Raw genomic sequence first — 14,317 nt, 5'->3', positions numbered from 1 at the left:
CGCGGCTGCTATCGTTTACCCCGCAGAGCAGCGGCGCATTGCGTTTGAGTTTTTAGTGATAGATTAGGCGGGCCAAAAGAGCGGACCGAAGTTTACCCGCCATTAACCGCGAATGAGATGTTTGCGAGCCTGAGAGAGTCAAAAAATTGTCGCTACACTTTATCGAGCAGATGGCACCGCTACTGGACGCCGCCAACGAGGCGGAATGGTTCGGCGCGATTACGGGCCTCGCCGAAACGTGGGGCTTCGACAGGATTCTGGTCGCGATGGTGCCGCGGCCAACCATGCGTCTCGAGGACGCTTACCTGCGCAGCACTTACGCACCGGCATGGCGGCGGGCGTATGACGAGCAAGGCATGGTTCATTTCGACCCGACGATCGCGCACTGCCTGTCTCGCTCCGGGCCGCTGATCTGGACGCCGGAGATTTTCGGCACCCCGGCGCAGCAATCGCTCTACGAGGAAGCTCGCTCGTACGGCCTGAGCGCCGGTGTGTCACTGCCGATTCATGGGCCGAATCAGGAAGCCGGCATGATGTGTTTCGTCAACGACGACAAGCCCTCAGACGGCTTTCGGCGCCATGTGAACGCCGCGTTGCCGAATCTCGTGCTGTTGCGTGACCTGGTGATTGACACCAGCAAGCAGCATCTGAATTCGCATGCGCAGGCCTTACTGCCGAAGCTCACGCCGCGCGAGCGCGAATGTCTGAAATGGACTGCACGCGGCAAATCCACCTGGGAGATATCCCACATCCTGAGTTGCTCGGAAGCCGTGGTGAACTTCCACATGAAAAACATCAGGACGAAATTCGGCGTGAATTCGCGGCGTGCCGCAGCCGTGATTGCGGCGCAGCTCGGGCTTATTGACCCGGGTTGAGCAGCGCGGCGGCGTCGCGGCTGTACATCACGCGTTCGGCGCGGCCCAGATCGGCGTCCGAAACGGTTTTCATGAAATACAGACCCAGCAGGATCGACACCGGCGCCGGGATCTCCGCGCCCGACTCGAAGCGGCTGCCGCGCGATTGCGTGACGCCAAAGCGAGCCCAGAAACGGCGCTGGCTCTCTTTTTTCTTCTTGCGGTAGGCAATGATCAGAACGCGATCCACTGCCGAAGAGACCTCCGAGGGACGCGCCTGGAGGTGGGTTTGCGGTTGCCAGTGATTGTCGAGCAGTTCCATTTTAGAGCCTTGTAGGTTGTGGTCGGATACGTGTTTGAATTCTGCGTTACCCGATAAGCATGCACACCTATCCAGGTAGGTAGGTGGCGCGAAGATTCAGAATGCATAAGTTTTCCTGCGTATTTGGCAACCGCCCAATACGTACAGGAGAACGTCATGCACACCACGATCCGAATTGGAATGCGGCAAGAATTCGACAACGAGCTGATCAACGAGATGTACCGCCTGCGAGCGCGGGTCTTTCACGGCCGGCTCGGCTGGGAAATTCCGACCATCGCGGGGATGGAGATAGACGGCTACGACGCGCTCGGGCCGTACTACATGTTGATTCAGGACGAAGACCAACAGTTGCGCGGCTGTTGGCGCCTGATGCCGACCGAGGGTCCCAACATGCTGAAGGACACGTTCCCGCAGCTGCTGCATGGCGCGGCGGCGCCGGTCGGGCGGCACATCTGGGAACTGAGCCGCTGGGCGATCGAAACCGGCGGTGAAGTACAGTCGTTTGGTTTCACGGATATGACGATCCGTGCGATTCAGGAAGTGATGCGTTTCGCGCAGCGGATGGGGATCACGCAATACGTCACGGTGACCACTACGCCGATCGAACGCATGCTGCGCCGAGCCGGACTCGACATCAGCCGGCTTGGGGCACCGCTGCAGATCGGCGTCGAGCGGGCCGTCGCGCTCGACGTCGCGGTGAACGCGAAAACGCTGACCTCACTGTTCGGGCCGGTCGCCGTCGCGGCCTGAGTCGCGCCGCAACCCAGCGTCACGAAAGTCGCGACGCCCTCAGCCGCGCGCGCAGACTCAGGAGCCGAACATCCGTTCGAGCGCGTTCTCGAGATGCGCGCGCATCGCCGCGCCCGCGCCCGCCGCGTCCTTGCGGCGGATCGCGTCGAGCACCGCCATGTGCTCGGCCTGCACGAGCCGCTGTCGCTCGACCGTTTTGACGAGCGACAGATTGCGCGACAGGTTCATGCTGAACAGGATCTGTTCCTCGATGAACGACATCACCGTGATGAAAAACGGGTTCTTCGACGCGCGCGCGACCGCCTGGTGGAACAGGAAGTCGTCCTTCGCGCCGATCCCCTGCGCCTCGATGATGCGCTCGAGCTCGTCCCACGCATGCTGGATCGCGGCGATGTCGTCGGCATCGGCTTTCAGCGCCGCCTGCGCGGCCGCGCCCGCCTCGGTCACGATGCGAAATTCATAGCAGCGGCGGATATCAGAGAGCGTCTCGAGCGGAGCGAAGCGGCGCACATCCGGGTCGGGCCGCCGCGCGACGGTCGTGCCGGAGCCGTGCCGCGTCGAGATAATGCCGTCGGCCCGCAACCGCGCAAGCGCCTCGCGCACGGTCGGCCTGGATGTGGCGAAACGCTCCGCCAGCGCGTGCTCGGTCGGCAATCGCTCGCCTTCCTTGTACTCGCCTTCGAGGATGCGGTTGAGAATGTCGCCGTAGATCTGGTCGGGTAAGCCCTTGGTTTTTCGATCGTTCATCAGCGGACTGGGCAGCTTGTCTGAATATGCCCTGATTGTAAGGCCAACCCTGTTCCGGCTTCAGGAAACTTATGCGGGCTGTACGCACGAGACGCCGCTCGCGCGCGCCGCAGCGTCGGCCATGACGTCCGCGCAAGGCCCCGAATATTTGGCAAATGTTTGATTTACATCCAGGTCGGGTACATCTTTTCCGGCGATCAACTAAGCTTCATTGGTATAAAAGATCAATAAAACCCTGCCCAGGCTAGCATCGTGGCAGACGCATCTTTGACGCGGAGTCGATATGTACAAACGCATCCTTGTAGCGGTCGACGGCAGCAATACCTCACGCCGTGCGTTCGAAGCGGCGCTCGATCTCGCCAAATCGAATGGCGCGGTGTTGCGGCCGTTTTATGTCGTCGAAAACACGCCGATGTACTTCGAGGCGCCCGGCTATGACCCATCGATCCTGCGCAACCGTCTGATCGAGGAAGGCCAGGAGCTGCGTGCCGAGTTTTCGAAAGCGATGGCCGAGCAGGGTGTGAAGGGTGACCCGGCGGTCTCCGAGGCTTCGTCGCTCGGCGATGTCGCCGAGATCGTGCTGCAGGCCGCGGCCGAATTCAACGCCGATCTGCTCGTGATGGGCACGCACGGCCGGCGTGGCTTCCAGCGGCTGATTCTCGGCAGCGTCGCCGAACGCTGCGTGCGCCAGGCCACGCTGCCCGTTCTGCTGATACCGTCCGCCGCGGGCACCGACAAGGAAGCCGCCTGACTCTTTCATCGCTCGCAAGGCGGCGCGCCGCGCGCTGCCCTGCCGGAACCGAGCCGCGATACCCGTCGACGTAACCCGCTACGGTTCACCTCCCTACCTTTGCAAGAGTTCGCCCCGTGACTTCGGAAATTTTGAGCAGCGCACGCGTCACTTTGTCGCCGGCTGCACGTCATAGCGGGTGGGACAATTTCACTACCAAAATAATCGCGCGCACGACATGCTGAATCCCACTGCTGTGACCCGTTCCTCGACCCGCTCCGCCGGCAACGCCGAGCGCGCGGCCGGCTCTCCCGCGCGCGGCAGCCGCGAGGCCATGGTGGAGCGCGCAACCGCACGCACCGCCGCGCGCTGTTCGAGCTGCTCGATGCGCCAGATCTGCATGCCGCAAGGGTTGTCGACGGAGGAACTGCCGAAGCTCGAAACGCTGATCTGCTCGGCGCGCTCGGTGCCGCGTGGCGAAGCGCTGTATCGCAGCGGCGACCGCTTCGACAGCATCTACGCGGTGCGTTCCGGCTCGATGAAGACCGTGATGATCCACCGCGACGGTCGCGAACAGGTCACCGGTCTACGGCTCGCCGGCGAGCCGCTTGGACTCGACGGCATCAGCACAGACATGCATGCGTGCAGCGCCGTCGCGCTGGAAGACAGCACGGTCTGTATCGTTCCCTATAGTGCGCTGAAGCTGCTGTGCCGCGAAATCAGTTCGATCCAGGAGCGCATGCACAAGCTGCTGGGCGCGCAGATCGTCAGCGAGGCCGCACAGATGATGGTGCTCGGCTCGCTGTCCGCCGACGAACGCGTCGCCGCCTTCCTGCTCGACGTGTCGCAGCGCAATGCGCAGCGCGGCTACTCGTGGTCGGAATTCAATCTGCGCATGACGCGCGAGGACATGGGCAGCTACCTTGGCATGACGCTCGAAACGGTCAGCCGTACCCTGTCAAGATTTCAAAAACGCGGCCTGATCGACACACAGGGCAAACATATTCGCATCGTCGATCTCGAAGGGTTGCGGCAGGTCTGAGCGGCCTGGCGGGTCGAGCGGAGGCGCTTTTCGCCTTGGCACGGTGCCTGCGAGGGGGTAGAGTTTTCAGACCGTCCCCTCACGGCAACCGTGTTGCATGGAGACCCGGCGAAATGAATCGCGACCCTGCCCCCCATCACCCGCTCGTGCAGCGCCTGATCGACGCGCGTCAAGTCACCGACGCCCTGTTTGCGATCGTCAAACCCGACTATCTGTATGAACGGCCGATCCGCGAGCGTCACCGCGTCGTGTTCTACATCGGCCATCTCGAAGCATTCGATCGCAATCTGCTCGACCAGCGTCTGTTCGATCTGCCGGCTTTCGCGCCGGAGCTCGATCAATTGTTCGCATTTGGCATCGATCCCGTTGGCGGCGGCTTTCCTACCGATCAACCCGGCGATTGGCCCCCGCTTGACACCGTGCGCGAGTATGTAACGCGCGCGCGCCGGCAGATCGACGCCGCGCTTGACGAGCCTGGCAACCCGGCGCACGAACAGGCGGCCACGCAGTTGTTGAACGTCGCGATCGAGCATCGCTTGATGCATGCGGAAACGCTCGCGTACATGCTGCATCAGTTGCCGCTCGCGCAGAAGAACACCGCACTGCGCGAGCCCGTGGTGACGCGCACGGAACGGCGCGACGCGTTGGTGTCGATGGTCAGCGTGCCTGCCGGCACGGCCGTGCTAGGGATGTCGCGCGACGCTGGCCGTTTCGGCTGGGACAATGAGTTCGGCGAACTGGACGTGGAGGTACCCGCATTCGAGATCGATCGGTACATGGTCACGAACGGTGCGTTCCTCGAGTTCCTCGAAGACGGCGGTTATCTCGAGCCGAAGTGGTGGTCGCCGAAGGACTGGACATGGAAGCAGGCGGAACACATCGAGCATCCTGCCGGCTGGTCGCAACGCGCGGCGCAAGACGGCCGCGCCGCATGGACGCTGCGCACGATGTTCGACGACCTGCCCTTGCCGCTCGACTGGCCCGTCTACGTGAGCCACGCCGAAGCGAGCGCGTACGCGCGCTGGGCCGGCAAAGCCTTGCCGACGGAGGCGCAATGGCAACGCGCGGCGCACGGTGTGCCGCAAGCAGCGTCGGGCAACTTCGATTTCCGGAACTGGGACCCGCGGCCGGTGGATGAGCATCTGGATAACGTCAGCACGTTCGGCGTGCAAGGGCAGTTTGGCAACGGCTGGGAGTGGACTTCGACGCTATTCGAAGCGCTGCCGGGTTTCGAAGCGTTTCCGTTCTATCCCGGCTATTCGGCCAACTTCTTCGATGGCCAGCACTACGTGTTGAAGGGCGGCTCGGCGCGTACCGCGCTGTGCATGCTGCGGCCGGAATTTCGCAACTGGTTTCAGCCACATTATCAGTATGTGTATGCGGGGTTTCGGTGTGTGCGGGGTTGACGGATAAAGCATAAGTTGAGCGGTAAGCTGCCCATATGCTTTATTGCAAATACCTGCAGCACTGTGCGGGCGTTGTCACATTACCCAGATAGAGCGACGTCGACCATTTCCAGTTCAGCAGTGGCCGGCTGGCGGCTCACGGTCGCAACTGAGCGTTCGAGCATCGGGACCATGGCCCCGATGCTCGAACCCATGCAGGTGCAGGCAATCAATCGTCAGCCGCTCCCCAGGTTGGAGCTGATGGTACTGTTTTCTTTGGCAACACCTTATACGAGTCAAGGTGTTGCACTTCAGAACTGAGAGCGCTCCTACAGATTGATTAAATTCCGTTAGGTCAGTGGGTTCCCTTGCCTGAACGGCGTGTCAGAACACCGTGCGCATGCCAATACGTGCAATCGCCTGAGTTGACGTGGTTGAGGCGCCCAGGCTCTCAGGTAGTTCGACGCCGTTGATCTGCGCACGTGCGCCGTCGCTGCCACGCTGATAGACACCCTGCACATAAACCATCGAGCGTTTCGAAAGCAGATAACTCAACGTTGCGCCAAACTGATTTGCATGGACATTGTTCAGTTCATCATTGCCCTTCATGTACAGATATGCGCCACCCAGTGATACAGAAGGCGTGATCATCCAGTTCGCGCCGACCTCCGCCGCGTAGACCGATGCCCCGGAACTGACATTGCGCGTGTTGGTAAACAATGCGGCGGTCGTGACCGCGCCAAAGTCGTAGTGCCCCCCTACGCCCCATGTCCGGAACGGCCTTACATCATCTGTCGTGACAGCTCCCTGATACCTCACGTCGGTATAGGCCGCTGCCAATCCTAACGGCCCTGATGCGTACGTCAGCGTCGCGCTGAACGTTGAACCTTGAGTAAACGCCCCGGGCACGCCACCCAAGCCATAAAGGACTCCCAACGAAATACCATGAAAAACAGGAGATTTGTACTTCACTGCACTGAACACCTGTTCACCCGCACCACGGTCCCAGTCAGTCGATCCGCTTGGGTTCGCCGCGCCGTTCGAATTACTGGACGGCAAGCCTAATGCCTGAAATGGACCACTGCGGAAATTGTAAAGTCCACCCGCCAAGACAGCCGGTTCATTGTTGCCGCCAGCGAACGAATCGTACATAAAATCAAACTGATTACCGAAGGTTAGCGTCCCAAGACGCGCGTCCGAGAGTCCGACATACGCCTGCCGTCCGAAAATGCCCTGACCTGGGATGTTGCTACCGCTGCCGATTACGATTTGAGACTCCAGCACGAAGATCGCCTTCGCTCCACCCCCCAAATCTTCCGATCCACGCAACCCAATAAAACTCGGTGCGTTGATTCCGTCGTCGAATTTTGTTACGGAGTGGCCACCCTGATTGCTAACCCACGAAATGCCGGCATCCAATATGCCGTACAACTGCACACTGCTCTGCGCTAAAGCTGCGGGCGCGGCCAGACTCGCCGCAATCAACAATACCGAGTGCTTGATTTTCAGTCTCATCGCTTCCAACCTTTTTAGTGAAGAAAACTTCGTGATGTTCGGTAAGGCGTCAAAACCATGCCTGCTCAAAATGCCCAACGAGAGTTGCCCGATCACGGGCAATACCAGGCAACGAGGGGTTAAGACATCAGACTGCAGGCGCTTTTTATACATAGTTCTACACAATAAAATCGTGCGGCCGCATCCAGTGACAAGCGCAGCCGTCGCTTTCAGCATCCCCACGCGTGCCGCCACTACTGCCCGTCGGCTACAGCTTTAGTCATTGGTTTTGATCGAACGAATTCGCTCTCACCAACTCCATCAGGCATCCAGGACTGTCGCGCCGCCCCCAAAACCTGGCCGCGCCAGCCCTGCGCGGGCTTTACAAGAGCCGTGTCGCAAAGAACGCATCGTGCAGTGCATCGAACAATCGGGATCCAGCACGTGCAGTGCCAATCCTGATTGCCTCGACGCCGGGCAGTTCCCGCTGAAGCTGCTCAAGCAGCGCACCGTCCGGCTCGTAACCTGTAGCCAGCACCAGCGTTGCAGCGCCGATATGGCGTGGCTCAGCCTCCCCTTCTCGCACCCAGACACCATCCGTGTCCTGACCGCAAACCGTCGCGCCAAGCTCAACCTTCACCCCGGCCTGATCGAGCAGACCGGGCATGCCCATTACGTCGGTGAACACTTCGCCGTGCGACAGCAGACCGGATTCGGCTTCAACCAGCGTCACGTCGGCGCGCCCAGACTGGGCAAGCCAGAGTGCGGTATCGCATCCGGTCAAACCGCCACCCACCACGACGATTGGGCCTTGGAGCTCGTCCGCCGTTTTGAGGCCCGCAGCCAATACAGTCGGGAGCTTGCCGTCAGCCTTCCAGTCCGGCTTACGAGGCTTCGAGCCAGTGGCGAGCACCACACGGGCGAATCCGCCTTGTCGCAACAAATCGACCGTGGCCCGCGCCTTGACCACTTCGATGTTCGGGTGCTTCGCCTGGTGCAATAGATGCGCGAGCAGCGCCGCCGCGTCCTGCTTGCGCGGCGAGCGCGTCGCGACTCCAAGCTTGCCGCCGAGCTCCTCTGCCTCGTACAGCGTCACGCGATACCCGCGTCTGGCAAGCACAGTGGCCGCATTCAAGCCAGCGGGACCACCACCGACCACTGCAACGCGCTGCGGCGCTTTCACGGGCTCGAGAGTGAACTTGTACTCGTTGGCCATCGACGGATTCACCGTACAGCCGGTGCTTCGCCCCTCGTTGAGGCCACGGTGCAGACAGCCGTCATTGCAGCGAATGCACGGCACGATGTCGAGCGGGCGATTCTCACGTGCCTTGTTCGCCCAGTCCGGATCGGCGAGCATCGCGCGACCAAGTGACACGAAGTCCGCTGAACCCGAAGCCAAGATTTCCGATGCGACACCCGGAGAGACCAGCGAACCGGATGCAATCACGGGAATCTTCACGGCCTCGCGGATCTTTTCCCAGCCCCAGCGGTGCAGCGCACGCGGCATGTACCACGGACTCACCTCGTACTCCATCCCGGCATGGTGACCGCCGGACGCGTGAATCGCAGTGACGCCGGCCTGTTCAAGCAGGCGGCACAGTTCGACGGTTTCCTCGATTGTGATGCCGTCCGGCTCGTAATCGACCACCGACAGTCGGACATTGAGTGGCACCCCATAGCCGATCCGCAAGCGGATCTCGCGCACTATCGAAAGCAGCAGTCGCGCACGATTCTCGAAGCTGCCGCCGTACTCGTCAGTGCGGCGATTTGTATGGGGCGACAGGAAGTTAGTGATCAGATAGCCGTGACCTGCGTGCACTTCGACCACATCGAAGCGCGCAGCCACCGCACGCGCAGCAGCATCGCCAAACGCGTGCACGACACCATCAATTTCCTCGCGCGTCATCGGCGTCGGGCGCACGCCGTACTGACGCTCGATCTCGTCCCACGACACGTCCGACGCGCTCTTGATCGGCGCGGTCGCGAGGAATTTCTGGCGACCACCGTGCGCGATCTGCAGTCCGATCTTCGCACCCGCCGCATGCACTTCGTCGACCAGCCAGCCGAGGCCCGCGACATGCTCGCGCCGGCTCACGCCTATCTGGTTGTGAAGCGCTTTCGCTGCGTCGTCGTCGACATAGCTGTACTCAACCATCACAAGGCCAACCCCGCCCTCGGCAAGGCGCTTGTAATGATTAACGGTTCGCTGCGTGACGGTGCCGTCAGGGTTCGCGGTCGCCGTTGCCTGCGACGACTTCACTATACGGTTCTTCAGTTCGAGATTGCCGATTCGGCCGACACGGAACAACGGGTCGAAACTCATGAAGGATTCCTATATGAACGGAGGAAATACGTGGCTCGCCATGCATGTCTTCAGCGGGACAGCCGCCGCGCGGATAGGCATATCGCGTTAAACGCGGCGTGCGAGTAACCGCGAAATGATGACGAGACAGCGCTTACTGCACGTCGCTCACAACCGTGGCCCCGGATGCCTGCGGCAGGCAAGCCAGCCGGAACGCACCATGATTCATCGCACACGCCGCACAGATACCCGCACCACCGGCGCTCGGATCGCTGTCCATTTCCATGACCAGATACGAGCGATCACACACATGGCAGGCGATGTACGCACCCCAAGGATCTTTCACAGCATCGCGCGGATCATCAACGCGATCCAGCACAGACTTGAGCACCTGACGACGTACCAACAGGTACAGCACCACGCTCGCAACCAGCGTAATCAGCGGAGCAAGATTCGAGGCAACAGGAAACGCCGCCTTGTTCTCGGCAATGACGATGCCGATCACCGATGCCGCCAGCCAGGCAGCCAGTCCAGCACTCACGGACGGCAAGCGGCCCGGACGGAATTCAGGCCCGTTCTCACGATCCTCGCGTGTCAGGATCAGGTGTGTCATCACGATACCAACCCAGCTCACGATAAATACACCCTGCCACATCAGCGCACGCTGCAGATAGCCAAACACGTCCGTCAGCATCAGCCCGAACACGACGACACCGGTCAACAGCACCCAGGTCAGACGCGAGAAATCAAGCCGGAGGTAGCGCTTCGCGAGACGCTGCCAGTGCATCGATGCGAGGTAATAGTTGAGCGTGTTGATGCGAACCTGCGTGACGAGCACGAACAGCAGGCCCCATATCCCGAGGGCCTTGAGGATCGCGCTGACGACACCCGCCTCGTTGACGGCCACATCGAGGCCTGAGGCCTGAACCAGGAAAATGCCAACGACGCCATTGATGAAGTAGGAGAACGAGAAGAACACGAAGCCGAACGACACGCCTCGATGAAAGCCGAGATCCTGAGGACGGCCAAAGCGGGAGAAATCAAGCGTGAGCGGCATCTGCAACCAGGTGCCCATATAGAGCACAAAGGCAAACAGCCATCCAGGAATGCCGAGCACCTGCGGTGGAATCACGCCCTTCGTGGAGGTCCAGTTCATGTTCCAACCGCTGTTCACACCGGTTACCACCACCGACGCGACGAGACCAGCGAGGAACAAGGGCAGCAGGATGCCGTTGAGCTTGCCCATCCAGGTCTGCACGCTCCCTCGCATCAGCGGCAGCATCGCAGCGACCACGATCAGGTACCAGATGCGCAGATCCGGTCCGCCCAAATAGCTCTTCATGGCCGAAGCCACGACGCTGCTCTCGAACACGGCGTAGTACGTCACATTTGCAGCGGTCAACAACGAGATCAACGCCGCACCCGAATAACCGAATACACGCCGGCTCATCAGCGTTGCATCCAGACCGTGCCTGGTGCCCCATTTCGCGAGCGGCCAGTTGATCACGATAAACGCGGCCAGCGAAACCAGCATGCCGATCAGCGCCTCGTGTGTGCCGACCAGACTCGCAACCAGAGCGCCATAGAACAGCCACACCAAACCGCTAATCAGCGACGACGCAGACAGGGCCAGCGCACCACGATTGACACGTGCACCAGGCGGCACGATATGGCCACTGTATTCGGTGTCGCGTTGTTCTTCAGCTACCCGCGGATCCTCCTGATAACTCACTTTCAGCGGAGACTGCCCGCTGTTCTGCACAGTACTCATGGTCACCTCTTTTGCGTTAATTGATCGACAAACTCACGGAACCAGCACACGCCTAGATATATTCATTTGTTTATCCAAAACTGTATACACATCAAAAATCCGGACTAACCCTGAAAAGATGGTTCATGCTTGGTGGGGGCTGGTTCCGTTGTCGTCGCGCAGGGGACGACCCAGGAGGGTCAAGCGAGAAGGTTGCCTGCCTGAGGAACGCGCGGCTCAAGTCCGAGCTGCTTGAGAATGCGCCAGGTCGTTGCGACCGATGCCGACAGGACTGGAATGTCGAAGCGATCCTGCACGGACTGCACAGCCGGCAGGGAAGGCATCTGCACACAGGCGCTGATCACGAGTGCATCGACGCCATGGGTACTGACCTTGCTCGACAGATCGACGAGATTGAGTGGATTGAGGCGTCCGACTGCGAGGTTATCCGACACTTCGAGGCTCAACGCATCGTGCACTTCGAAGCCTTCCGCCGCGATGTAATCGCAGACGAGGCCAGTTAGTGGCTTCATGTAGGGGGCGATTACCGAGATGCGTTTGGCGCCAAGATGCTTGAGCGCCTCAACCAATGCACCGGCCGAGGAAACGACCGGAATGTCGCGGCCGGTATCGCGCTTCGCGACATTGTTGAGGTTCTCCTGACTTACACGGTGATAACCGCGGCCCTGCGCCATGATCGCGACGAGACACGCATACGCCAGCACGTCGACCTGGGCGTCCGCAAGCTCCTGCGCGCAGCGCAGCGAATCGGCATCCATGGCCTTGAGTTCTTCGGCAGTCACATGTTTCATGCGCATGCGCGAGCCATGGAACGTGAAACGCTCGTCCGGATAGAACAGCTCGCGCGCGCGCAGCATGGCTGGAATTTCGGTTTCCATGGTGGTGTTGGAACTCGGCACCACCATACCGATACGATAGTTCATCGTCTTACCTCCCTTTTGTCGCTGTATGTTTGCCCTTGGGACGAGCCGTGGACGGAGCCACGAACTCGAGATTACTGGTGCGCAGAGCGGGCAAGACAGCCGATTCGCGGGCAGTCCATGTCACTCTGGCCGGCCGCTTCGGTACCCCCGCGTCATCGCAGTCGATTTCGATGCCGAGACCACGCGAAATCATGAGCAGAGACTTCGGCACATAGTCGTGATCGACGTCATAAAGCAAGCCAAGCGCAGCATCGATCAGATGGAACTCGAGCAAGTGCCGCGCACTCACCGCATCCCCTTCGCACAGCGCATCGAGAAATAGCCGGTCGACATCGATGAAGTCTTCCGCCGCGCGAGGACGGGAAAAATAGGCACGCTGGTGCCGCATGATCTGCTGATAGATCGATTCGATCATCTCGTGGATCACGTTCGGATAATGCTGCAGCGCCACCGCGTGAAAGCGGTGGTGTGCCTTCTGGTAGTCCTTGGTGCGCTCGCGACTGTGATCCATGTCATCCAACGCGCTGCGCATCGCCGCGAGATCGTCCTTGGACAGATCACCGCAGATGCCGGCGATCACGGTGGGCTCCACCATCAGACGCAGTGCGTACCACTGTTCGGTCTCTTCGGGTCGAACGGCCGCGACCTCGACACCCCGATTGCTATTGCCAACCACAAGTCGATTCGACTGCAAGCGGTTGAGCGCCTCGCGCAGAGGCGTGCGGCTCACCTTCAGGTCTTCGGCAAGCTCGAGTTGGGACATCTTCAGGCCCGGCGGATACACGCCATTGATAATCCGTTCATGCAAAGTCTGATATATGGCGTCAACCACATTACCTGGACGTTTGACCAAGATCTTCCCCTTCTGTTATTTATCGTTTCAATCCGGCCCTTCCCGCTCCATCACCAAGGCCAGGAATTCCGAAAACCGTTCAGCCTTCAGCGTGGCGATCGCTTCGAGCTGCATCGGGTCAAGCTGGACACGCTTACCAAGGCTCGGCACAAACAGCTCGAGCCGCTCACCTTGCGCGGTCCGTACCTTGCTCACCCACACACCGGTAAACTCATTCGCAATGCCGAACGCTTGATTCGGCTCGCCGGTGGCACCCGGCGAGCCCGTGCGGTCAGGCCCGGATTCAGGCATTGAGGTCTCCTTCGGAGATCACAGCGGATGCCGGCTGCTGACCATAAACGTCATGTCGACCACCGGCTAGCACCGGTAGGCTGGTGCGTACCCGTTCCACCTCGCTCGGACGCAGCGGCACGATCTGCACCGCCTGCCCGGCCGTACCGAGATCAGCAAGCACGGCCCCCCACGGATCGACCGCAAGCGCATGCCCCCAGGTCTCGAAGCCTTCCTGCGCACTATGATCCCCGCGAATTGTCGCCGAGGCGATCACATATGCGCCACTTTCAATTGCACGGGCGCGCACCAGGACTTCCCAATGCGCCTGCCCCGTAGTGTAAGTGAATGCCGCTGGAATCAGCAGCACCTGAGCGCCCGCGCGGGCGAGACTGCGGTACATCTCGGGGAAGCGGATGTCGTAGCAGATGCTCAGGCCGACCTTCACGCCCTTGACCTCGACGATCTGCAGGTGATCGCCCGCCTGCTCGACTGCCGAGGCATTGAAGACCGTGCCAGCAACCGTAGCATTGAACAGATGCAGCTTGTCGTAGCAGGCGGCGATCTCGCCTTGCGCATCGATCACGAGCGCCGAATTACGGATCTGGCCGTCGCTGCCGAGACACTTTGCGCCGCCCAGCACCACGACTGCCCGCACCTCCCGGGCAGCCGCCCGCAGCGCGTCGAGCTCGGGTCCGTCGAGACGAACGGCCGCTTCGCGCATTTTCTGGTTAGTGCCAATGCACAACGCGTTCTCGGGAAGCACGATCAGGTCGGCCTCCCGCTCACCTGCCTCGCGCACCAGTTCGAGCGCGATGCGCAGGTTGCGTTGAACATCCAGAGACGGCTGCATCTGCGTCAGGGCCACACGCAA

14 protein-coding genes are annotated in these 14,317 nt (G+C 60.8%); 5 read left to right on the top strand and 9 right to left on the bottom strand.

All coding sequences use genetic code 11. From position 1 onward, the window contains the following. Nucleotides 1-170: 170 nt before the first annotated feature. Nucleotides 171-875 (top strand): helix-turn-helix transcriptional regulator, encoded by a 705-nt coding sequence (locus tag L0U81_RS18115; protein WP_233804912.1) that lies wholly within the window; start codon nucleotides 171-173, stop codon nucleotides 873-875. Here L0U81_RS18115 and L0U81_RS18110 read toward each other — a convergent pair. Next, nucleotides 859-1,176 (bottom strand): hypothetical protein, encoded by a 318-nt coding sequence (locus L0U81_RS18110; RefSeq protein WP_013092374.1) that lies wholly within the window; start codon nucleotides 1,174-1,176, stop codon nucleotides 859-861. The genes L0U81_RS18115 and L0U81_RS18110 overlap by 17 nt on opposite strands. A gap of 156 nt (nucleotides 1,177-1,332) precedes the next feature. On the opposite strand from L0U81_RS18110, the gene L0U81_RS18105 reads away from it, so the two are divergent. Further along, on the top strand, nucleotides 1,333-1,926 hold the full coding sequence (locus L0U81_RS18105) for an acyl-homoserine-lactone synthase (RefSeq protein WP_233804911.1): 594 nt from the start codon (nucleotides 1,333-1,335) through the stop codon (nucleotides 1,924-1,926). 57 nt (nucleotides 1,927-1,983) lie between these two features. Here L0U81_RS18105 and L0U81_RS18100 read toward each other — a convergent pair whose 3' ends face one another. Continuing rightward, entirely contained in the window at nucleotides 1,984-2,673 is a 690-nt protein-coding gene (locus L0U81_RS18100; protein ID WP_090807327.1) for a FadR/GntR family transcriptional regulator, read from the bottom strand. A gap of 283 nt (nucleotides 2,674-2,956) precedes the next feature. Between L0U81_RS18100 and L0U81_RS18095 the strand changes: the two genes are divergently transcribed. The 3 genes from L0U81_RS18095 (at nucleotide 2,957) to L0U81_RS18085 (ending at nucleotide 5,851) form a co-directional block, all read left to right on the top strand. Then, a complete protein-coding gene (locus L0U81_RS18095) occupies nucleotides 2,957-3,424 on the top strand; it encodes a universal stress protein (protein WP_233804910.1) in 468 nt (155 codons plus the stop codon). A 364-nt stretch (nucleotides 3,425-3,788) separates the two neighbouring features. After that, on the top strand, nucleotides 3,789-4,445 hold the full coding sequence (locus L0U81_RS18090) for a helix-turn-helix domain-containing protein (protein ID WP_326489859.1): 657 nt from the start codon (nucleotides 3,789-3,791) through the stop codon (nucleotides 4,443-4,445). Nucleotides 4,446-4,558: 113 nt separating this feature from the next. Next, a complete protein-coding gene (locus L0U81_RS18085; RefSeq protein WP_233804909.1) occupies nucleotides 4,559-5,851 on the top strand; it encodes an SUMF1/EgtB/PvdO family nonheme iron enzyme in 1,293 nt (430 codons plus the stop codon). 363 nt (nucleotides 5,852-6,214) lie between these two features. On the opposite strand, the gene L0U81_RS18080 is transcribed toward L0U81_RS18085, so the two are convergent. The 7 genes from L0U81_RS18080 to L0U81_RS18050 all read right to left on the bottom strand — a co-directional run bounded on the left by L0U81_RS18080 (nucleotide 6,215) and on the right by L0U81_RS18050 (nucleotide 14,311). Continuing rightward, a complete protein-coding gene (locus L0U81_RS18080) occupies nucleotides 6,215-7,345 on the bottom strand; it encodes a porin (RefSeq protein ID WP_233807825.1) in 1,131 nt (376 codons plus the stop codon). 361 nt (nucleotides 7,346-7,706) lie between these two features. Further along, nucleotides 7,707-9,647 (bottom strand): NAD(P)/FAD-dependent oxidoreductase, encoded by a 1,941-nt coding sequence (locus L0U81_RS18075; protein ID WP_233804908.1) that lies wholly within the window; start codon nucleotides 9,645-9,647, stop codon nucleotides 7,707-7,709. 133 nt (nucleotides 9,648-9,780) lie between these two features. Next, nucleotides 9,781-11,388, bottom strand: a complete 1,608-nt coding sequence (locus tag L0U81_RS18070) for a purine-cytosine permease family protein (RefSeq protein WP_233804907.1) — start codon at nucleotides 11,386-11,388, stop codon at nucleotides 9,781-9,783. A gap of 188 nt (nucleotides 11,389-11,576) precedes the next feature. Then, entirely contained in the window at nucleotides 11,577-12,320 is a 744-nt protein-coding gene (locus L0U81_RS18065; RefSeq protein ID WP_326489837.1) for a maleate cis-trans isomerase family protein, read from the bottom strand. A 4-nt stretch (nucleotides 12,321-12,324) separates the two neighbouring features. Beyond that, nucleotides 12,325-13,173, bottom strand: a complete 849-nt coding sequence (locus L0U81_RS18060) for a GntR family transcriptional regulator (protein WP_233804906.1) — start codon at nucleotides 13,171-13,173, stop codon at nucleotides 12,325-12,327. 27 nt (nucleotides 13,174-13,200) lie between these two features. Continuing rightward, nucleotides 13,201-13,464, bottom strand: coding sequence for a hypothetical protein (locus L0U81_RS18055; RefSeq protein ID WP_233804905.1), 264 nt, complete (start codon nucleotides 13,462-13,464; stop codon nucleotides 13,201-13,203). Beyond that, nucleotides 13,457-14,311, bottom strand: coding sequence for a carbon-nitrogen hydrolase family protein (locus tag L0U81_RS18050; RefSeq protein ID WP_233804904.1), 855 nt, complete (start codon nucleotides 14,309-14,311; stop codon nucleotides 13,457-13,459). Before L0U81_RS18050 ends, L0U81_RS18055 begins: the two co-directional genes overlap by 8 nt. Nucleotides 14,312-14,317 lie beyond the last annotated feature (6 nt).

The sequence above is a fragment of the Paraburkholderia sp. HP33-1 genome, from assembly GCF_021390595.1.
Taxonomy (GTDB): Bacteria; Pseudomonadota; Gammaproteobacteria; order Burkholderiales; family Burkholderiaceae; genus Paraburkholderia.
The sequence above is the reverse complement of the archived record's forward strand: the minus strand, read 5'-3'. Positions and strand labels throughout refer to the sequence as shown.

Bases quoted from the DNA above. Each gene is read 5' to 3' on its own strand.
- L0U81_RS18105 (WP_233804911.1), top strand. From the start codon at position 1,333: ATGCACACCACGATCCGAATTGGAATGCGGCAAGAATTCGACAACGAG.
- L0U81_RS18065 (WP_326489837.1), bottom strand. From the start codon at position 12,320: ATGAACTATCGTATCGGTATGGTGGTGCCGAGTTCCAACACCACCATG.
- L0U81_RS18055 (WP_233804905.1), bottom strand. From the start codon at position 13,464: ATGCCTGAATCCGGGCCTGACCGCACGGGCTCGCCGGGTGCCACCGGC.
- L0U81_RS18115 (WP_233804912.1), top strand. From the start codon at position 171: ATGGCACCGCTACTGGACGCCGCCAACGAGGCGGAATGGTTCGGCGCG.
- L0U81_RS18095 (WP_233804910.1), top strand. From the start codon at position 2,957: ATGTACAAACGCATCCTTGTAGCGGTCGACGGCAGCAATACCTCACGC.
- L0U81_RS18090 (WP_326489859.1), top strand. From the start codon at position 3,789: ATGCGCCAGATCTGCATGCCGCAAGGGTTGTCGACGGAGGAACTGCCG.
- L0U81_RS18075 (WP_233804908.1), bottom strand. From the start codon at position 9,647: ATGAGTTTCGACCCGTTGTTCCGTGTCGGCCGAATCGGCAATCTCGAA.
- L0U81_RS18080 (WP_233807825.1), bottom strand. From the start codon at position 7,345: ATGAGACTGAAAATCAAGCACTCGGTATTGTTGATTGCGGCGAGTCTG.
- L0U81_RS18085 (WP_233804909.1), top strand. From the start codon at position 4,559: ATGAATCGCGACCCTGCCCCCCATCACCCGCTCGTGCAGCGCCTGATC.
- L0U81_RS18110 (WP_013092374.1), bottom strand. From the start codon at position 1,176: ATGGAACTGCTCGACAATCACTGGCAACCGCAAACCCACCTCCAGGCG.
- L0U81_RS18100 (WP_090807327.1), bottom strand. From the start codon at position 2,673: ATGAACGATCGAAAAACCAAGGGCTTACCCGACCAGATCTACGGCGAC.